This is a genomic window from Comamonas sp. JC664 (genome assembly GCF_042647185.1).
Window position 1 is genome coordinate 1 of sequence record NZ_JBHRUZ010000022.1, and the last position, 23229, is coordinate 23229.

The following is a 23229-nucleotide window of genomic DNA, read 5'->3' on the forward strand; positions in this document are numbered from 1 at the left end:
TGGCAACGGAACAGACGGTAGGGGTCTTCCAGGTTGTCCAGGCGCTCACCGGTGTGGTCATCGCGGCTGTCGGCGATGAAGCGGTAGGCCTGCAGCAAACCGGCGGGGCCCACGAACTTGTCGGGGTTCCACCAGAACGAGGGGCAGCTGGTCGAGCAACTGGCGCACAGAATGCACTCGTACAGGCCGTTGAGCTCTTCGCGCTCTTCGGGCGACTGCAGGCGCTCCTTCTCGTTGGCGACAAAGCTGTCGGCCATCAGGTAGGGCTTGATCGAGTGGTACTGCTTGAAGAACTGGGTCATGTCCACGATCAGGTCGCGGATCACGGGCAGACCGGGCAGGGGCTTCAAGACGATGTCACCCTTGAGGGTGTTCATGTTCGTCAGGCACGCCAGACCGTTCTTGCCGTTGATGTTCATCGCGTCCGAGCCGCACACGCCTTCGCGGCAGGAGCGGCGGAACGAGATCGATGGGTCGAGCTCCTTGAGCTTGACCAGGGCGTCCAGCAGCATGCGCTCATGACCGTCGAGCTCCACCTCCACCGTCTGCATGTAGGGCTTGGCATCTTTATCGGGATCGTAGCGATAGATTTTGAAAGTACGCTTCATTTTGGGATGTTCTTTCGTGGGCTGCGTGGATTTAGAAGGTACGGACCTTGGGCGGTACCGACGGCACGGTCAGCGGCTTGAGTTGCACTGGCTTGTACTCCAGGCTGTTGGCAGCGCTGTACCACAGGGTGTGCTTGAGCCAGTCGATATCATTGCGGCCCAGTGGGTACTTGGGGTCATCGGCAGGGTGCTCGTAGTCATCCACGGTGTGGGCGCCACGGCATTCCTTGCGGGCGGCGGCCGAGACCATGGTGGCTTGCGCCACTTCGATCAGGTTGGCCACTTCCAGCGCTTCCATGCGAGCGGTGTTCCAGACCTTGGACTTGTCCTTCAAGGTGACGCCACCGACGCGGGCGCGGATGTCGGCAATCTTCTTGACGCCTTCGTCCATGCTCTTTTGCGTGCGGAACACACCGGCGTGCAGCTGCATGCAGGCGCGGATGTCGTTGGCCACGTCCTGCGCGTATTCGCCGCTGGTCGACTCGTCGAGCTTGTTGAGGCGCGACAGCGAGAAGTCCGATGCGTTCTCAGGCATCGGCTTGAATTCGCCATAGCCATTGACGTAGTTGACGATGTGCTTGCCGGCCGACTTGCCAAAGACCAGCAGGTCCAGCAGCGAGTTCGTGCCCAGGCGGTTGGCGCCGTGCACCGACACGCAGGAGCATTCGCCCACAGCGTAGAGACCGTTGACCACTTTGTTTTCTTGACCATCCCAGACAACGACCTGGCCGTTGATGTTGGTGGGAATACCGCCCATCTGGTAGTGGATGGTGGGCACCACAGGAATCGGTTCCTTGGTGATGTCCACGTTGGCGAAGTTGTGGCCGATCTCTTCCACCGAAGGCAGGCGCTTGCGGATGGTATCTGCACCCAGGTGGGTCATGTCCAGCAGGATGTAGTCCTTGTTCGGACCGCAGCCACGGCCTTCCTTGATTTCCTGGTCCATTGAGCGCGAGACGAAGTCGCGTGGCGCCAGATCCTTCAGGGTTGGCGCATAGCGCTCCATGAAACGCTCGCCATCGCTGTTGCGCAGAATAGCGCCTTCACCGCGGCAGCCTTCGGTCAGCAGCACGCCCGCGCCGGCCACGCCGGTGGGGTGGAACTGCCAGAACTCCATGTCCTGCAGCGGGATGCCTGCGCGTGCAGCCATGCCCAGGCCGTCGCCGGTGTTGATGAAGGCATTGGTCGATGCCTGGAAGATACGGCCTGCGCCGCCGGTGGCCAGCAGAACCGCCTTGGCGTGCAGCTCGTACAGGTCGCCGGTTTCCAGCTCGATGGCGGTCACGCCGATCACGTCACCGGATTCGTCGCGGATCAGGTCCAGCGCCATCCACTCGACGAAGAAGTTGGTCTTGGACTTGACGTTTTGCTGGTAGAGCGTGTGCAGCATCGCGTGGCCGGTACGGTCAGCCGCTGCGCAAGCGCGTTGCACGGGCTTTTCGCCATGGTTGGCGGTGTGGCCGCCGAAGGGGCGCTGGTAGATCGTGCCATCGGGGTTGCGGTCGAAAGGCATGCCGAAGTGTTCCAGCTCGTACACCACCTTGGGTGCTTCGCGGCACATGAACTCGATCGCATCCTGGTCACCGAGCCAGTCCGAGCCCTTGATGGTGTCGTAGAAGTGCCATTCCCAGTTGTCGGGCGACATGTTGCCCAGCGAGGCGGACACGCCACCTTGCGCTGCCACGGTGTGCGAGCGGGTGGGGAAAACCTTGGACAAGGCAGCCACGGACAGGCCAGCCTTGGACAGTTCCAGCGCAGCGCGCAGACCGGAGCCGCCTGCGCCGATGATGACGACATCAAACTTGCGCTTGGTGATGTTCTCTTTTGTATAGCTCATTGTTCTCTTTCAATCGCGGGTATCACAGACGCCACAGAACCTGCAGGCCCCAGCCGAGGCAGCCCACCAGCCAGACCAACACAAAAATCTGCAGCACCAGGCGCAGGCCGACGGGCTGGACGTAGTCCATGAGGATTTCACGCATGCCCACCCAGGCGTGGTAGGCCAAGGCCACCAGGGTGCCCACCGTGATGAACTTCATCCACTGGTGGGAGAAGATGCCTGCCCACTGTTCGTAGCCGATGGGGCCCTTGATCATCAGCACCTGGGCCAGCAGGGCCACGGTGAACAAGGCCATCAGCAAGCCGGTGATGCGCTGGGCCAGCAGTCGCGCAAACCGTAGTGCGCACCGGTCACGACGCGTTTGGAGCCGTAATTGACGGACATGGGGAATCCTTTCTTATTTATCAGTAAATGCAGTCGCGGGCGATCAGTACAGGCCAAACAGCTTGGCACCCAGGATGGCGGTCAGCGCCAGGCTGATGGCAAAGCAGACTATGGCCGAGCTCTTGCCGAATTCCTTGTTGACCGACTTGTGCGAGACATCCATCCAGATGTGGCGCAGGCCAGCGCAGAAGTGGTGCAGGTAGGCCCAGATGAGCGCCAGCACGGCCAGCTTGATGAACCAGCCCGCAAAAATACCGGCGCCGGTGTTGAAGGCGGCGGTGAAGCGGGCGTAGGAGAATTCGGAGGAGATCGAGGTGTCGAGCAGCCAGACCACAAAGGGCAGCAGGAAGAACATCACCAGGCCGCTGGCGCGGTGCAGGATCGACAGCTTGGCTGCTACCGGCAAGCGGTAGGTGGTGAGGTCCGAAATGGGGTTGATATTGCGAAACTCAGGCCGCTTCTTCGTGGTATCTGTCATGGTGTGAAATCTTTCGTGGATGTAACTGCTATGTAATCGCTAGGCTCAAACCTGCAAAATTTTATTGCAATGCAGCGCGCAGGTCTAAGGGTTTCTCTTTAACCCCGTGGTGACTACTCAGACTTGACCGGTGCATTAGCTCAGGGTATTGCTGTAATGGTGGGTGTCCGTCCGATAAAGACCTCGTCGTAATTCCATGGGAACATCGTTATAGGTGTAAGCGACACGCTCGACGCTCAGCAGGGGGGTCTGGCCGTCGATATCGAGCAATTGGGCCTGTGCCGCATCGGGCAGCACGGCACGCAGCTTTTCCTGGGCGCGCACCATGCGCACGCCGTACTCCACCTCGAACATCGCATAGGTGGCGCCGGGGTAGTCGCGCATCTGCTCGGCCGTCAGGCCCTTGAAGCTGCTGCTGGGCAGCCAGATGTCTTCGACAATCGTGGGAATGCCGGCAAACACCAGCACGCGGCGCACATGGATCAGCGACTCGCCCGTGGGTACCTGCAGCAGCTTGCAGATCTCGCTGGCGCCCTTGATGCTGCGGCAGGAGATGATGTTGCGCTGTGCCGGGCCTTCTTCGTTGAGGTCGCCGCTGTCCGGAAGCAGACGCAAGAAGCGGTACTGCACATTGCGCTCGGCATGGGTGGCCACAAAGGTGCCCTTGCCCTGGCGGCGCAGCAGCAGGTTGTCGGCAGCCAGCTCGTCGATGGCCTTGCGCACGGTGCCTTGGCTGACGCGGTAGCGGGCGGCCAGCTCCATCTCGCTGGGGATCATCTCGCCCGGTTTCCAGGCGCCGGCCTCCAGGCTTTGCAGGATCAGGCCCTTGATTTGTTGGTAGAGGGGGCTGAATGCCGGGGTCGCACCACCCACGCTGTCGCCAGCGGACGTGATTCGGTGTCGTTTGCATTGGGGGTGGAAGATGTCATGCGCTTGTCTTGGGAGAGATTCAATCTCTCAGGTGTCACAGTGGATGTGACATCCAACGGTTCAAATTTACAGCGCGCATTGTATAGCGCATCCGGGGTCAATCATATCTTATATAAGACATAAGACAAATTGACTGAGTGATCTGTTCAAGAGTACACTTACGCGCTGTTTACAGACCTGCCATCGGGGGATCCCGATCGCTGATTCCAGTCGTTTGACACCCTCTCCGATGCTGGCCTGCTTGGACACCTCATTTCTATTTTCTGGAGTTTTCCCATGAGCAAGAAGCCCGTACGTGTCGCCGTCACCGGTGCCGCTGGTCAAATCGGTTATGCCCTGTTGTTCCGCATCGCTTCGGGCGAAATGCTGGGCAAGGACCAGCCTGTCATCCTGCAACTGCTGGAAATTCCTGACGAGAAGGCACAGAACGCGCTCAAGGGCGTGATCATGGAGCTGGAAGACTGCGCTTTCCCGCTGCTGGCCGGTATCGAAGCCCACAGCGATCCGCTGCAAGCCTTCAAGGACACCGATTACGCGCTGCTCGTGGGTGCCCGTCCTCGCGGCCCAGGCATGGAGCGTGCTGACCTGCTGGCTGCCAATGCCCAGATCTTCACCGCCCAGGGCAAGGCCCTGAACGCTGTCGCTTCGCGCAACGTCAAAGTGCTGGTGGTCGGCAACCCTGCCAACACCAATGCCTACATCGCGATGAAGTCGGCTCCCGACCTGCCAGCGAAGAACTTCACCGCCATGCTGCGTCTGGACCACAACCGCGCTGCCTCGCAACTGGCTGCCAAGGCTGGCTTCAAGGTCGGCGACATCCGCAAGCTGACCGTCTGGGGCAACCACTCGCCCACCATGTACGCTGACTACCGTTTCGCGACCGTGGACGGCAAGTCGGTCAAGGACGCGATCAACGACCAGACCTGGAATAAGGACGTGTTCCTGCCTACCGTGGGCAAGCGTGGCGCCGCCATCATTGCCGCTCGTGGCCTGTCGTCGGCTGCATCGGCAGCGAATGCCGCCATCGACCACATGCGTGACTGGGCCCTGGGCTCGGCGGGCGAATGGGTCACCATGGGCGTGCCTTCGAACGGCGAATACGGCATCCCAGCGGGCATCATCTTCGGCTTCCCCGTGACCACCGAAAACGGCGAATACAAGATCGTCGAAGGTCTGGAAATCGACGCGTTCTCGCAAGAATGCATCGACAAGACCCTGGCTGAGCTGCAAGGCGAGCAAGACGGCGTCAAGCACCTGCTGTAATCCAAGGCCGATCCGCATGCTTGCATGGAATGCCCAGCTCTACAGCCGGTTCGAGGACGAGCGCACGCGCCCGGCCGCCGAACTGCTGGCGCGCGTGGCCCTGCCCAGCGATACCGCCTATGTGGTGGATCTGGGTTGCGGGCCGGGCAATTCCACCGAGCTGCTGGCCCAGCGCTTCGTGCAGGCACGGGTGCTGGGTATCGACCAGTCGCAAGACATGCTGGCCGCTGCGCGCCAGCGTCTTGCGCAGGTGCATTTTGAGCAGGGCGACATCGCCCACTGGCAGGCTCCACTGCACAACGGGCGTTTGCCCGACCTGATTTTTGCCAATGCGGCCCTGCAATGGGTGCCGGGCCACGCGCAGCTGCTGCCCCGCTTGATGGGCATGTTGGCCCCCGGTGGTGTGCTGGCCGTGCAGATGCCCGACAACCGCGATGAGCCCACCCACCGCCTGATGCGTGAGGTGGCAGCGCTGCAGCCCTGGGCTGCAGAAATCGGCGATCCGCATGCCTTGCGCACGGATTTGCTGTCTTTGAATGATTACTACGATGTGTTGGCCCGTGGTGCGCAGGTGGATGCCTGGCGTACGGCGTACCAGCACCCAATGGACAGTGCGGAGGCGATTGTCCAATGGGTTCGTGGCACGGGTCTGAGACCCTTTCTCCAGCCTCTGCGTGCCGAGTTGCAAACCAGCTTTGTGGCCGAGTACACCCGCCGCATCGATGCCGCCTACGGCCTGCGCAGCGATGGCCAGCGCCTGCTGGCCTTTCCCCGCTTGTTTTTGGTGGCCAAGCGCCCCATCTGACGATTAGTAGCCATGAGTGTCTCCGCCATCCATCCCGCACAGGTACTGCTGGGCGCCCAGTCTGGGGCCCTGGCACTGCCGGTCTGCGACCACTACAGCGGTGTGGAAGACCGCATGCGCAAAAGCCTGGCCTTGCAGGCACAGATGATGCAAGAGTTTGGCCGCTGCGTGTTCGATGTGACCTTGGACTGCGAAGACGGCGCGGCCGTCGGCCAGGAAAAGGCCCATGCCCGGCTGGTTGCGTCGCTGGCCAAGAACGCCGCGCCCGGCGCCCGGGTTGCTGCCCGCGTGCATGCGGCCGACCACGCCGCGCTGGCCGAAGATATCGCCACCATCGCCGGTGAGGCGGGCGAGCAGCTCTGCCACATCATGGTGCCCAAGGTCGAGTCGGTCGATGACATCGACCAGGTCGACCGCTTGCTGCAAGCGGCCACCAGCACCCCGGTGCCGCTGCATGCGCTGATCGAGTCGCCCCAGGCGGTGCACCGCGCTTTCGAGATTGCGGCCCACCCCCGCGTGCAAAGCATCAGCTTTGGCCTGATGGATTTTGTCTCTGCCCATGGCGGCGCCATCCCCTCGAGCGCGATGGGCGTGCAAGGCCAGTTCACGCATCCGCTGGTGCTGCGCGCCAAGCTGGAGATCGCAGCCGCCTGCCACGCCTACGGCAAGGTGCCCTCGCACTGCGTGGTGACCGAGTTCAAGAACCCCGATGCGATGGAGCAGGCGGCCCGCCGTGCCTACGGCGAGCTGGGCTACACCCGCATGTGGAGCATCCACCCCGCGCAGATCCGCCCCATCCTGCAGGCCTTCGCGCCCACGCAGAGCCAGGTCGATGAAGCGGCCCGTATTGTGCGGGCGGCGGCGGACGCGCAATGGGCACCGATCAGCGTCGACGGCGTCTTGCATGACCGTGCAAGTTATCGTTACTTTTGGCAAATTTTGGAGCGTGCCGCGCAGACGGGTTGTCCGTTGCCGGGTACAGTGCGGGAGTGGCTGTAACCATCCGGGTCCAGCCCTTTTCCTGTTTCTTGCGTTGTATCGCGGGAGTTGTTATGAAAAATCGCGTGATTTCTTTGTTGGTCCTGGTGCCTGCGCTGACCTTGTCCATGGGCAGCGTGCAGGCGCAAGAGAAAAAGGCGGCCAAGCCAGTGGCTGCCAAAACCACCGCCGCCAAGAAGGCACCGGCCAAAAAGGCCCCTGCCAAGCGTGCGTCCACCGCAAAAAAGGGCGCAGCGGTTGCCGCTGGTGCCGGCGCAGCCGCTGCGGCCGCGTCCATTCCTGCCCAGCAGACCCTGACCCCCGCCGAGCTGGCCATTGCCGAGCAGGTCTACCAAGGCCGCATCAGCTGCGAGCTGGGTGCCTCGATCAATATCGCCAAGGACTCGGTCAACCCCGGCTACTTCTTCGTTGAAGGCAAGGGCTTCAAGTACCACATGGCCCCGGTGGCCACCTCGACGGGCACCATCCGCCTGGAAGACCAGCACGCTGGCGCCATGTGGCTGCAAGTGGCCAACAAGTCGATGCTGATCAACCGCAAGCTCGGTCAGCGCCTGGCCGACGAATGCATGAGCCCTGAGCAAAACCAGGTTGCCGAAGCCATCAAGAAAAACCCACCTGCCGCACTGTTTGAAGGCAACGGCCGCTGATAAGAACAGCGGCGCGACTGCCCGAGGCCTTGCGAGCGCCCCACCATTGAAATAGAGAACCGGAGAACGTATGTTGAAAGCCTACCGCGACCATGTGACTGAGCGTGCCGCTCTGGGCATCCCCCCACTGCCGCTGGATGCCAAGCAGGTCGCTGACTTGATCGAGCTGATCAAGAACCCGCCTGCCGGTGAAGAAGCATTTCTGCTCGATCTGCTGACCCACCGCGTGCCGCCAGGCGTGGACGATGCCGCCAAGGTCAAGGCTTCCTTCCTGGCAGCCGTGGCACATGGCGACCTGAAAGTGGCGCTGATCTCCAAGGCCAAGGCCACCGAGCTGCTGGGCACCATGGTGGGTGGTTACAACGTACATCCGCTCATTGAGCTGCTTGATGACGCAGAAGTGGCCGCCGTGGCTGCCGATGCGCTCAAGAAGACGCTGTTGATGTTCGACTTCTTCAATGACGTCGCGGACAAGGCCAAGGCCGGCAATGCCAAGGCCAAGGAAGTGATGCAAAGCTGGGCCGACGCCGAGTGGTTCACCTCGCGCCCCGAAGTCGACAAGAAGATCACCGTCACCGTGTTCAAGGTGCCCGGCGAGACCAACACCGACGACCTGTCGCCTGCGCCAGACGCCTGGAGCCGCCCCGACATTCCTCTGCACTACCTCGCGATGCTGAAGAACACGCGTCCTGACGCGGCCTTCAAGCCTGAAGAAGACGGCAAGCGCGGCCCGATGCAGTTCATCGACGACCTGAAGAAAAAGGGCCACCTGGTGGCCTACGTCGGCGACGTGGTCGGCACCGGTTCTTCGCGCAAGTCGGCAACCAACTCCATCGTCTGGGCCACCGGCCAGGACATTCCCTTTGTGCCCAACAAGCGCTTTGGTGGTGTGACCCTGGGCGGCAAGATCGCTCCGATCTTCTTCAACACCCAGGAAGACTCGGGCTCGCTGCCGATTGAAGTGGACGTCTCCAAGCTGGAGATGGGCGATGTGATCGACGTGCTGCCCTACGACGGCAAGATCCTCAAGAACGGTGAGACCGTTGCCGAGTTCCAGCTCAAGAGCGATGTGCTGTTTGACGAAGTGCGCGCCGGCGGCCGTATCAACCTGATCATTGGCCGCTCGCTGACCGCCAAGGCCCGCGAAGCGCTGGGCCTGCCCGCATCGACCGTGTTCCGCCTGCCCCAGGCGCCTGCCGAATCCAAGGCCGGCTTCACCTTGGCGCAGAAGATGGTCGGCCGCGCTGTCGGTCTGCCAGAAGGCCAGGGCGTGCGCCCAGGCACCTACTGCGAACCGCGCATGACCACCGTGGGCTCGCAAGACACCACGGGCCCGATGACCCGCGATGAGCTCAAGGACCTCGCTTGCCTGGGCTTCTCCGCCGACATGGTGATGCAGTCCTTCTGCCACACGGCCGCCTACCCCAAGCCCGTGGACGTCAAGACCCACCGCGAACTGCCCAACTTCATCAGCAATCGTGGTGGCGTGGCCCTGCGTCCTGGTGACGGCGTGATCCACAGCTGGCTCAACCGCCTGCTGCTGCCTGATACCGTGGGCACCGGCGGTGACTCGCACACCCGTTTCCCGATCGGCATTTCCTTCCCCGCAGGCTCGGGCCTGGTGGCCTTCGGTGCTGCCACTGGCGTGATGCGCTGGACATGCCTGAATCGGTGCTGGTGCGCTTCAAGGGCGAAATGCAGCCGGGCGTGACCCTGCGCGATCTGGTGCACGCGATTCCGCTGTACGCGATCAAGGCCGGTCTGCTGACCGTCGCCAAGGCCGGCAAGATCAACGAGTTCTCCGGCCGTATCCTGGAGATCGAAGGCCTGCCGGACCTGAAGGTCGAGCAAGCGTTCGAGCTGTCCGACGCGTCCGCCGAGCGCTCTGCCGCTGGCTGCACGATCAAGCTCAACCCCGAGCCGATCAAGGAATACCTGACCTCGAACGTGGTTCTGATGAAGAACATGATCGCCGACGGTTATGCCGATTCCAAGACGCTGCAGCGCCGTATCGAGAAGGTCGAAGCCTGGCTGGCCAAGCCCGAGCTGCTCGAAGCCGACAAGGACGCCGAATACGCGCACATCATCGAGATCGACTGGCCGACATCAAGGAGCCTATCGTCTGCTGCCCCAACGATCCAGACGACGCCAAGTTCCTGTCCGAAGTGGCCGGCACCAAGATCGATGAAGCCTTCATCGGCTCGTGCATGACCAACATCGGCCACTTCCGCGCTGCAGCCAAGCTGCTGGGCGGCCAGCGTGACATCCCCGTCAAGCTGTGGGTGGCACCGCCCACCAAGATGGACCAGAGCGAGCTGATCAAGGAAGGCCATTACGCTGCCTTTGGTACCGCCGGTGCCCGCACCGAAATGCCCGGCTGCTCGCTGTGCATGGGCAACCAGGCCCAGGTGCGCGAAGGCGCGACGGTCATCTCGACCTCGACCCGCAACTTCCCCAACCGCCTGGGCAAGAACACCAATGTGTTCCTGGGCTCGGCCGAGCTGGCCGCGATCGCATCGCGCATCGGCAAGCTGCCCACCAAGGAAGAGTACCTCCAGGAAATGGGCGTGATCGATGCCGACAAGGCCTCCGTATACCGCTACATGAACTTCAACGAAATCTCGGAATACGCGAGGTTGCCGAGAAGATCTAAGCCTTTTGGCCTGCGTGCAGGGGTTTGCAGCCTCTGCCCTTGCAACCCGCTTCGGCGGGTTTTTTTACGCCATTTGCGTGGGGTATGCATGCTGCGTCGTGCAGAAAAAACTGAGGTATGCACAATGTTCGCTGGCCGCAGGCTGGCGCCTGTGCGCCCGCGGGCCTGGCTGCGCCAGGTTTGCGCGCCCAAGTTTTGAAATGCCCGACTGGAGAAATGAGTCCGATGACGATGTGGAAATATGTGGTGGCGCTGCTGGTGCCTGGTGTGATGGCCAGTGCCAGCCTGGCGCAGGTGCAGAGTGGCGCCACGGACAGCGCAGCCTCTGCCGAGGTGACAACTGCGCAGGCGACGCCTTGCGACGGCGCGGTGATGTATGCGCTGGACAACTGGTACCAGGTGCAGCGCTGCGAAAGCGCGGGCTTCTTGCTGCCCGAAGACATTGCCCAGAGCAGCGCCGATTTTCTGGCCGCGCACCAGGGCATCGAGCAGGATGTGCGCAGCCAAAGCCCGCGCGCGCAGCAAGCGCTGGCCTTTGCCGGCACCAGCCCCTGGGACTGGAATGACCCGGGCAACCGCAGCACCCTGGAAAACCTCTGCCGCGATACCTTGCAGTCGCAAAAGCGCATGGTGACGGAGCCCAGCTGGCGCGAATCGCTCAGCTGCGCGCGCTGATAGAGCGGAGCGGGCAGGGCGCTCAAACTCCAAACGTCCAGCCTTTGTGGGGCTAACCAATCTGAAGCCTTGCAGCAGCCTGTAAAGCCAGGCTGCCCAGGCCGCCAGGGCCGTGTCGCCAAAGGATCCTCTGCAGAACCCTCGCCAAGCGGGATGGGCGTGGATCGGGATGAGACGCAAGGCGTCTTTTGAAGGCAATAGCCGTAGCTATTGCCGAGGAAGGCAACGCAGCGGATCGCCCGAGACCGCGTTCAGACCACGGCAGGGAGTTTTGCAGAGGGTCCCTAGCCCAGGCGCACGTCGAAGTACGCCTCTTCCACGCCAATCCCCTGAAAGCCCGCCTGCCGCGCCTTGTCAAAGGCCTTGAGCCAGGCGCGTGCCAGCACCTCTTGCTGGGCGGAGATCTCACCGCCTTCGGCGGCATCGGTAAATGCACTCAGGGCTTCGCGCATGTCTTGTTGATCGGGAAAAACTTGCCGATCTCTCTGGCAAAGCGCGCTTCTGCGCGGTGCTTGAGGGCGGGATCAATGCCGTGGCAATCCTGCAGGCTGATGGCGATCGGGGTAGAGACTTCCATAGATTAGGGTGACTGTTTAAATAAACAGTGTCTAGTATCCCTGCTAACTGTTTATTTGTACAGTTTTTTTATCGCGATAGTCACTGAATGTGTGTGTCGGCTGCGCTGCGCTGGCAAAGCGGGTGGGGCGGCCTTGGGCCCAGTGGCCACCCGGGTTTGCGCAGCGCGTATACAATACGGGCCCCTTGTGCCTGGGAACGCCGCATTGTTCCTGGGCCACTTTTCGTAGCCATGGGTTCCCTCGCCCCCATTGACCAAAAAGGAATGTCATGAACTCCGCTCATGCCGTGCAGACCCCTGTCTCGCGCGTGCCCTTCTATCTCTCCTTGCTGGTGGCCTTCCATATCGCCATCGTCATTGCCAGCAACTACCTGGTGCAGCTGCCCATCTCGCTGTTGGGTTTTCACAGCACCTGGGGGGCTTTCAGCTTTCCCTTTATCTTTCTGGCCACCGACCTGACCGTGCGTCTCATTGGCAAGGCTGAGGCGCGCCGCGTCATCACCCGCGCCATGCTGCCAGCGCTGCTGGTGTCCTATATCGTTGGCGTCATCTTTCATGAAGGGCGCTTCAATGGCTGGGAGGCGCTGCAGACTTCAACAGTTTTGTCTTCCGCATTGCGCTGGCCAGCTTTGCCGCCTATGTGCTGGGGCAGTTGCTCGACATCCAGGTGTTTGACCGCATTCGCCAAAAGAGCCACGCCTGGTGGATGGCACCCGCTGCCGCCTCGGTGTTTGGCCAGGCGCTCGATACTGCTGCCTTTTTCTCCATCGCCTTCTGGCGCAGTGCCGACCCCTTCATGGCCGCCAACTGGGTGGAGATCGCACTGGTGGACTATGTGATCAAGCTGGCGGTGAGCCTGCTGCTGTTTGTGCCCGCCTATGGCGTGGTGCTGGCCGCGCTGGTGCGCTCGATGCGCATGCGGCGGCGCCTGCTGCGGCATCCTGAGAGCCTTTGGCAGGTGCCAGCGCGCAGAAATCGCCCGATTTCACTCCAACCCGCAGGGACAGTGGCTTTGCGCTGCCCGGGAAGGGGCGCCCGGCTAGGGAGCGGTCTGCGTCGTTGCAAATCCCGCAATAGCCGGGCTATTGCTGCGGTATTGCGCGGCTGGGCGCCCCCCTCGCATCCCATCTCGCAAAGACACTGTCGCGGCGCGAGGAGACTTTGAACAGGTTCTAAGCTACATGCCGCAATAACAAAGGCCGCCAGAATCAAATCTGGCGGCCTTATGCATGGGGCGGTGCGCTTTGGTGGCGCACGGCGCCGTACCAATCAGGTCTGGCTTTGCAGGTAGTTGGGCAGGCCCATCATATGGATCAGGCCGAGTTGCTTTTCCAGCCAGTAGGCATGGTCTTCTTCGGTGTCGCGCAGCTGGGCCAGCAGAATGTCGCGGCTAACATAGTCGCTGTGCTTCTCGCACAGTTCCATGCCCTGGCGCAGGCCGGCACGCACTTCGTATTCGGTGTCCAGGTCCTTTTGCAGCATCTCGGGCACGGTCGCGCCGGGCGTGAATTCCTTGGGGCGCATATCGGGGCGGCCGCCCAGCATCAGGATGCGGCGCAGCAGTGCGTCGGCATGCTGGGTCTCTTCCTGCATCTCATGGTCCAGGCGGGTGAACAGCTTGGTAAAGCCCTGGTCTTCGTAAATGCGCGAGTGGGCAAAGTACTGGTCGCGTGCGGCCAATTCGCCACGCAGCAGGTCCTTGAGGTAGTCGACGACGTCGGGATGGCCTTGCTTGTTCTTGTTCTCGGGTGAGTTTGCGAAGCCTGCAGTATCGCGTGTCTGCGTGCGCTTGGTTGCGAAGCAGCAAATGCCCATGTAGCACCGCTCTGGATGCGGGCTGTAAGCAGATGCATTCGCATTGCCTATGCAGCCAGTGCGGCTCGGGTCAGGGCTGGGTCGCACCGGTTCTGGCAAGATCAACGGTTTTTGAAGGGAGCGAGCGTGAACCCATCCGAAGCCTGGCAAGAGCAAGTGCACCCCATCGACCCGGCAGTGCGCGCCGACATCGAAGCCAAGCTGGCGCAGATCGAGATCGAGCACCAGGTGCGCATTCTGTTTGCCTGCGAGTCCGGCAGCCGGGGCTGGGGCTTTGCATCGCCCGACAGTGACTACGATGTGCGCTTTATCTATGCACCGCGCCTGCCCTGGTACCTGAGCGTGAGCGAGCAGCGCGATGTGATCGAGCTGCCTATCTCGATGTCTTCGATGTCAATGGCTGGGAGCTGCGCAGGCGCTGGGCCTGCTCAAAAAGGGCAATGCCACCTTGATCGAATGGTTTGATTCTCCCGTGGTCTACCAGGCCGATCCGCTGTTTGTGGCCGACATGCGCGCCGCCATCGAGCGCGTGCACTACCCGAGCGCACGCACTACCACTACCTGCACATGGCGCGCAAAAAACTACCGCGAGTACCTGCAGGGCGAGACGGTGCGGCTCAAGAAATACCTCTATGTGCTGCGCCCGCTGCTGGCCTGCCTGTGGCTGGCCGAGGGCCGGGGCGTGGCACCGATGCGCTTTCAGGATCTGGTCGATGGCACGGTCGCTGACCCGGCCGTGCTTGACGCGATTGCGGCGCTGCTGGTGGTCAAGCGCGCGGCCAAGGAGTCCGAGCATGGTGCCGCGATGCCGGTGCTCAATGCCTTTATCGAGACGACCTTGGCGCAGCTGGAAGCCGCCCCCGCGCCGCAGACACCGAGCGTGGACTTTGCGCCGCTCGATGATTTGCTGCTGCGCACCGTGCTGAGCGGCCACACGGGTTGATCAGGCGCCTGGGTCAGGGGCTTGCACGGCCTGCACGGCGGATTGCAGGCTGAGCAGCAGCTTGTGCACCAGCGGGTTGTCTGGCTGGCTGCGCCAGACCGCCAGCAGCTCGGACTGCGGCTGCTCGCCCAAGAGCGGGATGAACACCACATCGGGCATGCCCACGCGCTGCAGCGCGGCGGGCACAATGGCCGCGCCCTGGCCAGCGACACGAGCGACAGCACCTGACAGCCAGTGCCGCACCTCATGCCGCACCTCGGGCGCAAAGCCATGGGCCATGCACATCTGGTAGATGCGCTGGTGGTAGAGCGGCGAGACAGCGCTGGAGAACAGCACCAGGCGCTCGTGCTTGAGCTGCGCCAGATCGAGCGCGGCATGGCCCGCCAGCGCATGCGGGCGCGCAGGCAGGCCACAAAGGGCTCTTGCATCAGCAGCTGGCTGCGCAGGCCTTCGGGCAGCATCACCGAATGCACCAGGCCCATGTCCAGCTCGGCCTGCTGCAGGCCCAGCAGCTGCTCGGCGCTGTTGAGCTCGCGCATGTCGATGCGCACCTGCGGATGCGCGTTCTGAAAATGGGCCAAAGCCTGGGGCACGCCCCGGTAGAGCGCCGAGCCGACAAAGCCCAGGCGCAGATGGCCGCGCACGCCCTGGCCGACATCGCGCGTCTCCTGCGCCGCCTGCCCGGCCAGCGCCAACAGTTGGCGCGCGCGTGGCAGCAGGTGGGCGCCGGCAGCGGTTCAGGCGCACGCCCTTGCTGCTGCGCTCAAACAGCGCGGCGCCAATTTCTTCTTCCAGCTGGCGGATGGCAACCGACAGCGGCGGCTGCGAGATGGACAGGCGCTGGGCTGCACGGCTGAAGTGCAGCTCTTCGGCCAGCGTTGCAAAGTAGTTCAGCAGCCGCAGCTCCATGGAGGCTCCTATCTATATTTAATACGTATCGATAAAGATTTTAATAATATTTGACGCGAATAGCACTGGCTGCTGAAATGGCGCAAAACCTCGCGACCCGAGCGCGAACCCGCGCACAAAACACGCCTAACCATGCGGGCCGGCAGAGCATCGCCGCCCAGCCCGCCATCAGGAGACCCGCATGTCCGCACCGGACCCATCCCAGCGCAGCGCCATGGCGCAAGTGGCACAGGCCCATGAGCACCCCGTGCCCGATCGCCACGGCAGCAATTTCTACAGCACCGACCCGGCTTTGCAGCAGCTTTTGCAGCTCTACCTTCCCGCCGACCTGCTGGCCCATCTGCAGCCCTATCTGCAGCGCTGGGTGAGCTCGCAGGCGGCCGCATCGATGAGCTCGCCAGCATTGCCGACAAGAACCCGCCCACCCTGGAGCACCGCAGCCGCGCCGGTGAAGACCGCCAGCGCATCATCAAGCACCCGGCCTATGAAGAGCTCGAACGCATTGCCTATGGCGAGTTCGGCTTGCAGGCGATTTCGCACCGCGACGACATGCTGGGCTGGCAGGGCAAGATGCCGCCCATCGTCAAATATGCGCTGACCTATCTGTTTGTGCAGTCCGAGTTTGGCCTGTGCTGCCCTTGTCGATGACCGATTCGCTCACGCGCACCTTGAAGAAGTTCGGCGCGCCGGAGCTGGTCGCCAAGTACCTGCCGCAGCTGCTGTCGCTGGACTGGGACAGCCAGGCCCAGGGCGCCATGTTCATGACCGAGCAGGCCGCCGGCTCCGACATCTCCAACACCCAGACCCTGGCCCAACCGCAGGCCGATGGCAGCTGGCGCGTGACGGGTGACAAATGGTTCTGCTCCAACCCTGATGCCGAGTTTGCGATGGTGCTGGCCCGTGTCGAAGGCGCGCCCGCTGGCATTAAGGGCATCTCGCTCTTTTTGCTGCCGCGCAAGCTCGATGACGGCAGCCAGAACCACTACCGCATCATTCGCCTCAAGGACAAGCTGGGCACCAAGTCGATGGCCAGCGGCGAGATCCGCATGGAAGGCGCCACGGCCTACCTGATCGGCGAGCAGGGCCGGGGCTTTGTGCAGATGGCCGACATGGTCAACAACTCGCGCCTGTCCAATGGTGTGCGCTCGGCCGGCATGATGCGCCGCGCGGTCGCCGAGCCGAGTTTGTCGCCAGCGAGCGCGTGGCTTTGGCAAGCGCCTGCAGGACATGCCGCTGATGCAGCGCCAGCTCGACAAGCTGCGCGTGCCCGCCGAGCAGGCGCGCTCCATGGTGTTCCAGACCGCGCAGACCCTGATGCGCTCGGACGCGGGCGACAAGGAGGCCTATGCGCTGCTGCGCATCCTGACGCGATGATCAAGTTCCGCGCCTGCCGCGATGCGCGCAAGGTCACAGGTGACGCGATGGAAGTGCGCGGCGGCTGCGGCTACATCGAGGAATGGACGGACCCGCGCCTGGTGCGCGATGCCCACCTGGGCTCCATCTGGGAAGGCACCAGCAATATTGTCGCGCTTGATGTCGTGCGCGCCATCCAGCGGGAAGGCTCGTGCCGGTGCTGCAGGCCTATCTGCACGGCCTGCTGGCGCATTGCAGCATCAGCGCAGGCTACCGCCAGACGCTGGATGCCGCTCTGGCCGCGCCAGCGCGCTGGCCGAGCGTGCCGCGCAAGACGGCGGCGCGGTGCTGGCCCGCCAGGCTGCCACCGGTCTGTACAACTGCACCACCGCCATTGCGATGGCCTGGGAAGCCGGCCAGATCGACTCGGCCCGAGCGCCTGCGTCTGTCGCAACTGGTGCTGCTGCACCGCGTGTTGCCGCGCGACCCGTTGGCGAGCGACGCCATTCCCGCTGATTGGCTGGACTGAATAACAGATACGCAGACCGGCAGAGACACCCCCATCAATACGCAGGCAGCAGACCTGCATCCCTCAATACATGGAGACAAACATGCAAAAATTTTCCTTGAACACGGCGGCGCTCGCCCTCGCATGCCTGGCCGGGCTGGGTGGCGTGGGCATCGCCTCGGCGCAAGCCGCTGACAAATTCCCCGACCGTCCGATCATGTTCACCGTACCCTTCCCACCGGGCGGCCCCACCGATGCGATGGCCCGCATTCTGGCGACCGAGCTGACGCGCGAGCTGGGCCAGAGCGTAGTGGTGGAGAACCGCGCGGGCGCAGGCGGCAATATCGGCGCCGAGTATGTGGCGCGCGCCAAGCCCGATGGCTACACCATCATGTTCGGCACCTCGGGGCCGCTGGCGATCAACAAGAGCTTGTACAAGTCGATCAGCTACGACCCGCGCACCAGCTACGCGCCCATCATCTATGTGGGGCTACCTGCCCAATATCCTGGTGGTGAAGGCCAGCCTGCCAGCCGACAACGTGCAGGGCCTGATCGCGCTGGACAAGGCCCAGCCCGGCAAGCTCAATTTCGCGTCATCGGCAATGGCGCTTCGTCGCACCTGGCCGGGGTCATGTTCAACAACCTGGCGGGCACCAAGCTGCAGCACATTCCCTACAAGGGCACGGGCCCGGCGCTCAATGATTTGCTGGCGGGACAGGTCGACATGAGCTTTACCGATATCCTCACGGCCATGCCCTATATCAAGGCAGGCAAGGTCAAACCGCTGGGCGTAGCCACGCGCGCCGCTCCAGCGCCTTGCCCGACATTCCCACCGTGGCCGAGCAGGGCATGGCCGGGTATGACGTGGGTGTTTTCTTCGGTGTCGTCGCCCCAAGGGCACGCCGCCGAGCGTGTGCAGGTGCTCAACCAGGCCTTCTCCAAGGCGCTGGATTCGGACAGTGTGAAAAAGGCCTTTGCCGCGCAGGGCCTGGAGGCATCACCGGACCGGTCGCCGCCTATCTGGGGCGCTTTATCGGTACTGAAGTAGACAAATGGCAGGCAGTGGTGCAGCAGTCGGGTGTGACGCTGGACTGATCCAACGGAAAACGGAAAAACGGACCATGACAACAACACAGGCGGCCCAAGCAGGCGCTTTGCAGGGCATCAAGGTGCTCGATCTCTCGCGCATTCTGGGCGGGCCGCTGTGCGGCCAGATCCTGGGCGACCATGGCGCCGATGTGCTCAAGGTCGAGCCGCCGCAAGGCGACGATACGCGCAGCTGGGGCCCGCCGTTCCGCGAAGGCGTGGCCTCGTACTACCTGGGTCTGAACCGCAACAAGCGCGTGCAGTTCATGGACTTGGCGAGTGCCGAAGGCCAGGCCCAGGTGCGCGCTTTGATGGCGCAGGCCGATGTGGTGGTCGAGAACTTCAAGACCGGCACGATGGAGAAATGGGGCATTGGCTACGAGCAGATGCAGCAGCAGTTTCCGCACCTGGTCTGGTGCCGCGTCACCGGCTTTGGCGCCGATGGCCCGCTGGGCAGCCTGCCCGGTTATGACGCGGCCATCCAGGCCATGGCCGGGCTGATGAGCATCAACGGCGAGGCCGACCGCGACCCGCTGCGTGTGGGCCTGCCGGTGGTCGACATGGTCACCGGCCTCAATGCCGTCATTGGCGTGCTGCTGGCGCTGCATGAGCGCGGCCGCAGCGGCCTGGGCCAGCTGGTCGATGCCTCGCTGTACGACGCGGGCATCTCGCTCTTGCACCCGCATGCCGCATTTGGTTCATGAACGGCAAGATCCCCGGCCGCTCCGGCAATGCCCACCCTATATCTACCCCTACGATGTGGTGAACACCGGCAAGGCGCCTATTTTTCCTGGCCGTGGGCAATGACCGCCAGTTTCCGCCTGATGTGCCAGCACCTGGGGCAGGAGGCCCTGGCCGATGACACGCGCTTTGCCACCGCCGGCCAACGCTCAATAAACCGTGATGTGCTCAAGCCGCTGCTTGAAAAAAGCCTTTGCCGCGCACGACGGCGTGCAACTGGCCCAAGACCTGATGGCCATTGGCGTGCCCGCCGCGCCGGTGCTGAATGTGGAGCAGGCCTTGCAAGCGCCGCACACCGCGCACCGCGAGATGGTTGTGAAAGATGGGCGACTACACCGGCCTGGGCGCCCGGTTCAAACTCAGCCGCACGCCGCGTCCTACCGCTTTGCGCCGCTGAGCGAAGGCACGGCGTTTTTGGATGCGGCCAACGACCACTGAGCCGCACCATTCACCCGCGAAGGCCCATGTCTGCGCATTGCAGCATGGGCCTTTTTTCTGAGCCAGGGACTGTGCTCAGTCCAGCAGGCGAATGCCCGTGCGCTGCACAAACTCCGCGTAGCTGAGGGGCTTGCCCGCCTTGGTCGATGGCTGGTTGTCCTGCAGATGCACCCAGCGATGGCCGGTCGCTGGGTCGTAGACCATCTTGAACACGGCATCGGGCACCCAGACCTGGCCGTCACCGATGGTTGCGGTGCTGCCTGCCAAAAACCGGGCCGGTGATGACAAAGACATCGCCCTTGGCGCGGCGGATGTAGCGGCGCGTGTCCTGCTCGATCTGCGACCAGGGCTTGCCGTTCTGGGTCGGGTCCTGTGGCACCATATTCGCCAGCGAATAGCTTTGGGCCTTGCCGTACTTGGTGCTCATGTCACCGGCCGCAGCCATATGGCCACGGCTGAGGCCCGAGCGCCGGTAGTCCGACAGCTGGGCGCGTTCGCGCGCGGGCAGACGGGCTTCTTCGTAGAAACTTGTCGCTGCGCTTCAAGTCCTTGGCCTGGTCCAGCATGCGGGCGTTCAGGCGCTGGGCCACAAAGATCGGCGTCTTGGTCTGGCCCGAATGCAGCACGGCAAACTCTTCAAAACACAAAGGACGCAATTGGCCGTAGGCACTGGTGCTGGGCGGCTTGCCCGAGAAGAACTGCGGGCAGTCATCAAAGCCTGCAGCCAGGGCAGGGGCGGCAGCGCACAGCAGCGCTGGCGCCAGGTAAACAGAGAGGCGGGAAAACATAAGCGCGCAAGTGTTGCACAAGATGGGCCCGCCGGGGACAAAGGCCGGGCAGGCCGTCGGCTATGCGGGCCGTGGATGGCGCTCGCTGCAATGCCTAGTGGGCCGCTTCCTGCAGAAAGGTCCATAGCTGCAGCGCCTGGGGCGGCAGCTGGGCGGGGTCGCGGCAGGCCAGCACCAGCTGGCGTGCGGCCCAGTCGGCGCTCAGCGGCCGCAGGCGCAGCCGGGCCTGGGGCCCAGCGCAGGGTGGCGCATTCGGCAGCGGTGCGCGGCACCAGCGCAGCGCCCAGGCCCATCGCGACCCAGTCGCACAGGGCTTCGAGGTGCGGGGCCAGCGCGCGGTAGCGCAGCGCCACGCCCGCCTGCAGTGCCTGCGCGGCCATCAGCTGGTGCAGCGCATGCTGGGGCAGCAGGCCCAGGAGCGCAATGTCCTTGAGGTGGTGCAGTTGCACATCCTGGGGCAGGGCGGCCAAGAGGCGCGTCGTGCCCAGCAGCACCAGCGGGTCATCGCGCCAGACCTGGGTGTGCAGGCTGCCCGCAGGTACGGCGTTGGAGAGCACGCCCATATCCGCCTCACCGGCCATCAGCGCGCGCGCAATCGCATCGCTGGTGCATTCGCGCAGCTCCAGGCGCAGCTGCGGGTTGGCTTGCATAAACGCGCCCAGCGGCGCAATCAGGTGCTCGCTGATCGCTGAGGTGTTGGCCAGCAGCTCAATGCGCGTGCCCAGGCCCTGGCCAAAGGCCTGCATGTCGCCGGCGAGCTGCTCCATCTGCAGCAGCATGCGGCGGGCATGGGGCAAGCAGCACGGCCCCCGCCTCGGTCGCTGTGACCCCGCGCTTGCTGCGGTGGAGCAAGGGCGCGCCCAGCACCGCTTCCATGCCGCGAATGCGCTCGCTGGCCGATGCCAGGGTGATATGGCAGCGCTCTGCCCCCTGGGTGATGGTGCCGGACTCCAGCGTATGGACAAAAAGGCGCAGGTCTTGCAGGTCAAAGCGCATGGCGGGCGGGAAGCGGTGTCGTGGGGGGATGCGCCATGGTAGCGGTCTGCCGCGATTCTGGCTATGGATTTTCCATAGTGATCATTCGGAAGGCATCACCGTTGAAGGGATGGAACCGCATTCCTATGGAAAAGAAGAATGCTTTGGCCTCTGTATGCGTCGAATGGCAGGAGAGCGCGCAGTGCATGCAGCTGGCGACCCTGAACCCTCTTGCGCTGGGGTATGCTACGGCGCATGGCTACTCGTCTTCTGAAAGCAGTGTTGCCGGCACGGCAGCGTTTTCCAAGTTCATGCGCGTGCCTGCAGCTGGTGGCAGATGGCAGCGAGCCGCTGGGCATTGCCGAGATGGCCAAGGCAACAGGTTTTCCGCGCCCGACGGTGCACCGCATTGTGGCGGCGCTGCAGGCCGAGCGCATGTTGGTGGAAGTGGGGAGCACGCGCTGCTGGACCTGGGCCCGCGCCTGGTACAACTGGCCAGCCGCAGCTGGAGCCGCTCGGGCCTGCGCATGGCAGCGACCCAGGCGTTGCGTGATCTGCGCGATGCCACGCAGGAGACCATCCATTTCGCCGTGCCCTCGGGCCACAGCATGGTCTATATCGAAAAGCTCGAGAGCGACAGCGCCGTGCAGATGTCATCGCGCATTGGCACCAGCGTGAACCTGTACTCCACCGCCGTGGGCAAGGCTACCTGGCCGCGCTGCCTCCCGGCGATGCCAGTGCGCTGATGGCAGAGCTGAGCTATGCGCCGCTGACGGCGCAGACGGTGGGCGATGCGCAGGCGCTGCAGCAGCAGGTGGACGCAGTGCGCCAACGCGGCTGGTCCACCGATGCGCAAGAAAATGAAGAGGGCATTTACTGCTTTGGCGCTGCGGTGCTGGGGCCGGACGGCAGCCCCGTGGCCGCCATCAGCGTCAGCACCTTGCTGTTCCGCCAGCGCGAAGATGTGCAGGCCGCCTATATCCAGCCGCTGCTGCGCACCTGCCGTGCGATTGCCCAGCAGCTGGCGCAAAACCCCAATCTGGTGCATGGCTGATAGTTTGTGCGCAGGCTGGCGCACTCCGTACCAACTACCGCTTTAGAGCATCACATTTGAATTGGTGATTTTTTTGACCGGCCGGATGGCGCTGTTGCCGGCTGGATCGATGCGGCCATATCACCGCTGTCCCAGTGCGGGTCGTCGATGCTGTCAAAGGCCTGGCGCAGCTTGTCACCCCAGGTGTTGCGCACCATGCGGAAGTACTGGTTGAACTCGTCGATGCAGGCGATGTTGTCGCAGGCGAGCTGGTCGGTTTCGTAGACTACCAGGTCCAGCGGCAGGCCCACCGACAGGTTGGATTTGAGCGCGTGCTGTCCATGGAGACGAGCGCGCATTTGGCCGCTTCATTGAGGGGGGTCTTGGGCGTCAGCACGCGGTCGAGAACGGGCTTGCCATACTTGGCCTCGCCAATCTGGAAGTAGGGGGTCTCGGCCGTGGCCTCGATGAAGTTGCCGGCCGAGTTAGACCTGAAAGAGGCGCGGGCTCTCGCCAGCGATCTGGCCGCCAAACACCAGGCTGCAGTTGAAGTCGACGCCAGCGCGCTCGAGCGCCTTGCCATCGCGCTCCTGGATATGGCGCACGGCAGCGCCCAGCACGCGGGTGGCATCGAACATGCTCTTGGCGTTCCAGATGGTGATGGGCGGGCCGCCGTTCTCGTCTTCGAGCTGCTGGGTCTGCAATATCTCGCGCACCGATTGCGAGATCGACAGATTGCCGGCAGACAGCAGCACCATGAAGCGCTCGCCGCGCTTCTCAT

22 protein-coding genes and 7 pseudogenes are annotated in these 23229 nt (G+C 63.3%); 14 read left to right on the forward strand and 15 right to left on the reverse strand.

Features of this window, described 5'->3' with window-relative positions; translation table 11 throughout:
- The 5 genes and pseudogenes from ACFODQ_RS03380 to ACFODQ_RS03400 form a co-directional block, all read right to left on the reverse strand.
- A partial coding sequence (locus tag ACFODQ_RS03380; RefSeq protein WP_377015069.1) for a succinate dehydrogenase iron-sulfur subunit occupies nt 1–608 on the reverse strand: 608 nt, incomplete at its 3' end.
- Nucleotides 609–639: 31 nt separating this feature from the next.
- On the reverse strand, nt 640–2445 hold the full coding sequence (gene sdhA / locus ACFODQ_RS03385; RefSeq protein WP_182345269.1) for a succinate dehydrogenase flavoprotein subunit: 1806 nt from the start codon (nt 2443–2445) through the stop codon (nt 640–642).
- Between the two features lie 22 nt (nt 2446–2467).
- Nucleotides 2468–2832, reverse strand: a pseudogene (gene sdhD, locus ACFODQ_RS03390) (succinate dehydrogenase, hydrophobic membrane anchor protein).
- A 43-nt stretch (nt 2833–2875) separates the two neighbouring features.
- Nucleotides 2876–3310, reverse strand: coding sequence for a succinate dehydrogenase, cytochrome b556 subunit (gene sdhC, locus ACFODQ_RS03395; RefSeq protein WP_182345270.1), 435 nt, complete (start codon nt 3308–3310; stop codon nt 2876–2878).
- 135 nt (nt 3311–3445) lie between these two features.
- The gene (locus ACFODQ_RS03400; RefSeq protein ID WP_377015072.1) at nt 3446–4183 is read right to left on the reverse strand and encodes a GntR family transcriptional regulator; all 738 of its coding nucleotides are present in this window, start codon (nt 4181–4183) and stop codon (nt 3446–3448) included.
- Between the two features lie 333 nt (nt 4184–4516).
- On the opposite strand from ACFODQ_RS03400, the gene ACFODQ_RS03405 reads away from it, so the two are divergent.
- From ACFODQ_RS03405 to ACFODQ_RS03430, 6 genes and pseudogenes are all read left to right on the forward strand, one after another.
- On the forward strand, nt 4517–5503 hold the full coding sequence (locus ACFODQ_RS03405) for a malate dehydrogenase (RefSeq protein WP_116924951.1): 987 nt from the start codon (nt 4517–4519) through the stop codon (nt 5501–5503).
- A 16-nt stretch (nt 5504–5519) separates the two neighbouring features.
- Entirely contained in the window at nt 5520–6308 is a 789-nt protein-coding gene (tam, locus tag ACFODQ_RS03410; protein WP_116924952.1) for a trans-aconitate 2-methyltransferase, read from the forward strand.
- Between the two features lie 12 nt (nt 6309–6320).
- A complete protein-coding gene (locus ACFODQ_RS03415) occupies nt 6321–7307 on the forward strand; it encodes a CoA ester lyase (protein ID WP_116924953.1) in 987 nt (328 codons plus the stop codon).
- A 53-nt stretch (nt 7308–7360) separates the two neighbouring features.
- Nucleotides 7361–7954 carry a hypothetical protein gene (locus ACFODQ_RS03420; protein WP_116924954.1) on the forward strand — a complete coding sequence of 198 codons (594 nt, stop codon included), beginning with the start codon at nt 7361–7363 and terminating at the stop codon, nt 7952–7954.
- 70 nt (nt 7955–8024) lie between these two features.
- Nucleotides 8025–10593: pseudogene (gene acnB / locus ACFODQ_RS03425) on the forward strand (bifunctional aconitate hydratase 2/2-methylisocitrate dehydratase); the annotation flags it as partial.
- Nucleotides 10594–10832: 239 nt separating this feature from the next.
- A complete protein-coding gene (locus ACFODQ_RS03430; protein ID WP_116924956.1) occupies nt 10833–11282 on the forward strand; it encodes a hypothetical protein in 450 nt (149 codons plus the stop codon).
- Nucleotides 11283–11566: 284 nt separating this feature from the next.
- Here the strand turns inward: ACFODQ_RS03430 and ACFODQ_RS03435 are convergent, their stop codons facing one another.
- Both ACFODQ_RS03435 and ACFODQ_RS03440 read right to left on the reverse strand, forming a co-directional pair.
- Complete coding sequence (locus ACFODQ_RS03435) at nt 11567–11734, reverse strand: hypothetical protein (RefSeq protein WP_377015076.1); 168 nt, start codon at nt 11732–11734, stop codon at nt 11567–11569.
- Complete coding sequence (locus ACFODQ_RS03440; protein ID WP_377015077.1) at nt 11719–11859, reverse strand: hypothetical protein; 141 nt, start codon at nt 11857–11859, stop codon at nt 11719–11721. Before ACFODQ_RS03440 ends, ACFODQ_RS03435 begins: the two co-directional genes overlap by 16 nt.
- 269 nt (nt 11860–12128) lie before the next feature.
- On the opposite strand from ACFODQ_RS03440, the pseudogene ACFODQ_RS03445 reads away from it, so the two are divergent.
- A pseudogene (locus tag ACFODQ_RS03445) lies at nt 12129–12775 on the forward strand (7-cyano-7-deazaguanine/7-aminomethyl-7-deazaguanine transporter); the annotation flags it as partial.
- A gap of 353 nt (nt 12776–13128) precedes the next feature.
- On the opposite strand, the gene bfr reads toward ACFODQ_RS03445, so the two are convergent.
- Nucleotides 13129–13674, reverse strand: a complete 546-nt coding sequence (gene bfr / locus ACFODQ_RS03450; RefSeq protein WP_377015079.1) for a bacterioferritin — start codon at nt 13672–13674, stop codon at nt 13129–13131.
- Nucleotides 13675–13800: 126 nt separating this feature from the next.
- On the opposite strand from bfr, the gene ACFODQ_RS03455 reads away from it, so the two are divergent.
- Nucleotides 13801–14139, forward strand: a complete 339-nt coding sequence (locus tag ACFODQ_RS03455; RefSeq protein ID WP_377015081.1) for a DNA polymerase beta superfamily protein — start codon at nt 13801–13803, stop codon at nt 14137–14139.
- The gene (locus tag ACFODQ_RS03460) at nt 14123–14617 is read left to right on the forward strand and encodes a DNA polymerase beta superfamily protein (RefSeq protein ID WP_377015083.1); all 495 of its coding nucleotides are present in this window, start codon (nt 14123–14125) and stop codon (nt 14615–14617) included. Before ACFODQ_RS03455 ends, ACFODQ_RS03460 begins: the two co-directional genes overlap by 17 nt.
- On the opposite strand, the pseudogene ACFODQ_RS03465 reads toward ACFODQ_RS03460, so the two are convergent.
- Nucleotides 14618–15526: pseudogene (locus tag ACFODQ_RS03465) on the reverse strand (LysR substrate-binding domain-containing protein).
- 181 nt (nt 15527–15707) lie between these two features.
- On the opposite strand from ACFODQ_RS03465, the pseudogene ACFODQ_RS03470 reads away from it, so the two are divergent.
- The 3 genes and pseudogenes from ACFODQ_RS03470 (at nt 15708) to ACFODQ_RS03480 (ending at nt 19652) form a co-directional block, all read left to right on the forward strand.
- Nucleotides 15708–17408: pseudogene (locus ACFODQ_RS03470) on the forward strand (acyl-CoA dehydrogenase family protein).
- Nucleotides 17409–17490: 82 nt separating this feature from the next.
- Nucleotides 17491–18435 carry a Bug family tripartite tricarboxylate transporter substrate binding protein gene (locus ACFODQ_RS03475; RefSeq protein WP_377015085.1) on the forward strand — a complete coding sequence of 315 codons (945 nt, stop codon included), beginning with the start codon at nt 17491–17493 and terminating at the stop codon, nt 18433–18435.
- 73 nt (nt 18436–18508) lie between these two features.
- Nucleotides 18509–19652 (forward strand): annotated as a pseudogene (locus ACFODQ_RS03480) (CaiB/BaiF CoA transferase family protein).
- Nucleotides 19653–19727: 75 nt separating this feature from the next.
- On the opposite strand, the gene ACFODQ_RS03485 reads toward ACFODQ_RS03480, so the two are convergent.
- Genes ACFODQ_RS03485 through ACFODQ_RS03505 form a run of 5 tightly spaced genes read right to left on the reverse strand, consistent with a single transcriptional unit; the run spans nt 19728 to nt 21436 of the window.
- A complete protein-coding gene (locus ACFODQ_RS03485; protein ID WP_377015087.1) occupies nt 19728–19877 on the reverse strand; it encodes a hypothetical protein in 150 nt (49 codons plus the stop codon).
- A 13-nt stretch (nt 19878–19890) separates the two neighbouring features.
- Complete coding sequence (locus ACFODQ_RS03490) at nt 19891–20160, reverse strand: DNA/RNA non-specific endonuclease (protein WP_377015097.1); 270 nt, start codon at nt 20158–20160, stop codon at nt 19891–19893.
- Nucleotides 20081–20278: a hypothetical protein gene (locus tag ACFODQ_RS03495; protein ID WP_377015089.1), complete on the reverse strand. Its 198-nt coding sequence runs from the start codon at nt 20276–20278 to the stop codon at nt 20081–20083. The genes ACFODQ_RS03490 and ACFODQ_RS03495 overlap by 80 nt, the downstream gene beginning before the upstream one ends.
- Nucleotides 20227–21219, reverse strand: coding sequence for a LysR substrate-binding domain-containing protein (locus tag ACFODQ_RS03500; RefSeq protein ID WP_377015091.1), 993 nt, complete (start codon nt 21217–21219; stop codon nt 20227–20229). The genes ACFODQ_RS03495 and ACFODQ_RS03500 overlap by 52 nt, the downstream gene beginning before the upstream one ends.
- Nucleotides 21149–21436, reverse strand: coding sequence for a LysR family transcriptional regulator (locus ACFODQ_RS03505; protein WP_377015093.1), 288 nt, complete (start codon nt 21434–21436; stop codon nt 21149–21151). Before ACFODQ_RS03505 ends, ACFODQ_RS03500 begins: the two co-directional genes overlap by 71 nt.
- Before the next feature lie 345 nt (nt 21437–21781).
- On the opposite strand from ACFODQ_RS03505, the gene ACFODQ_RS03510 reads away from it, so the two are divergent.
- Both ACFODQ_RS03510 and ACFODQ_RS03515 read left to right on the forward strand, forming a co-directional pair.
- Nucleotides 21782–22093, forward strand: coding sequence for a helix-turn-helix domain-containing protein (locus ACFODQ_RS03510; RefSeq protein WP_377015099.1), 312 nt, complete (start codon nt 21782–21784; stop codon nt 22091–22093).
- A 67-nt stretch (nt 22094–22160) separates the two neighbouring features.
- The gene (locus ACFODQ_RS03515) at nt 22161–22469 is read left to right on the forward strand and encodes an IclR family transcriptional regulator C-terminal domain-containing protein (protein ID WP_377015095.1); all 309 of its coding nucleotides are present in this window, start codon (nt 22161–22163) and stop codon (nt 22467–22469) included.
- Nucleotides 22470–22511: 42 nt separating this feature from the next.
- On the opposite strand, the pseudogene ACFODQ_RS03520 reads toward ACFODQ_RS03515, so the two are convergent.
- Nucleotides 22512–23229: pseudogene (locus ACFODQ_RS03520) on the reverse strand (peptidase); the annotation flags it as partial.

Excerpts from the sequence above, each read along its gene's own strand:
- sdhA (WP_182345269.1), bottom strand. The coding sequence starts at position 2,445 with ATGAGCTATACAAAAGAGAACATCACCAAGCGCAAGTTTGATGTCGTC.
- sdhC (WP_182345270.1), bottom strand. The coding sequence starts at position 3,310 with ATGACAGATACCACGAAGAAGCGGCCTGAGTTTCGCAATATCAACCCC.
- ACFODQ_RS03405 (WP_116924951.1), top strand. The coding sequence starts at position 4,517 with ATGAGCAAGAAGCCCGTACGTGTCGCCGTCACCGGTGCCGCTGGTCAA.
- tam (WP_116924952.1), top strand. The coding sequence starts at position 5,520 with ATGCTTGCATGGAATGCCCAGCTCTACAGCCGGTTCGAGGACGAGCGC.
- ACFODQ_RS03415 (WP_116924953.1), top strand. The coding sequence starts at position 6,321 with ATGAGTGTCTCCGCCATCCATCCCGCACAGGTACTGCTGGGCGCCCAG.
- ACFODQ_RS03420 (WP_116924954.1), top strand. The coding sequence starts at position 7,361 with ATGAAAAATCGCGTGATTTCTTTGTTGGTCCTGGTGCCTGCGCTGACC.
- ACFODQ_RS03430 (WP_116924956.1), top strand. The coding sequence starts at position 10,833 with ATGACGATGTGGAAATATGTGGTGGCGCTGCTGGTGCCTGGTGTGATG.
- ACFODQ_RS03435 (WP_377015076.1), bottom strand. The coding sequence starts at position 11,734 with ATGCGCGAAGCCCTGAGTGCATTTACCGATGCCGCCGAAGGCGGTGAG.
- ACFODQ_RS03440 (WP_377015077.1), bottom strand. The coding sequence starts at position 11,859 with ATGGAAGTCTCTACCCCGATCGCCATCAGCCTGCAGGATTGCCACGGC.
- bfr (WP_377015079.1), bottom strand. The coding sequence starts at position 13,674 with ATGGGCATTTGCTGCTTCGCAACCAAGCGCACGCAGACACGCGATACT.
- ACFODQ_RS03475 (WP_377015085.1), top strand. The coding sequence starts at position 17,491 with ATGCAAAAATTTTCCTTGAACACGGCGGCGCTCGCCCTCGCATGCCTG.
- ACFODQ_RS03500 (WP_377015091.1), bottom strand. The coding sequence starts at position 21,219 with ATGCTGCTGCAGATGGAGCAGCTCGCCGGCGACATGCAGGCCTTTGGC.
- ACFODQ_RS03505 (WP_377015093.1), bottom strand. The coding sequence starts at position 21,436 with ATGCGCTTTGACCTGCAAGACCTGCGCCTTTTTGTCCATACGCTGGAG.
- ACFODQ_RS03510 (WP_377015099.1), top strand. The coding sequence starts at position 21,782 with ATGGCCAAGGCAACAGGTTTTCCGCGCCCGACGGTGCACCGCATTGTG.
- ACFODQ_RS03515 (WP_377015095.1), top strand. The coding sequence starts at position 22,161 with ATGGCAGAGCTGAGCTATGCGCCGCTGACGGCGCAGACGGTGGGCGAT.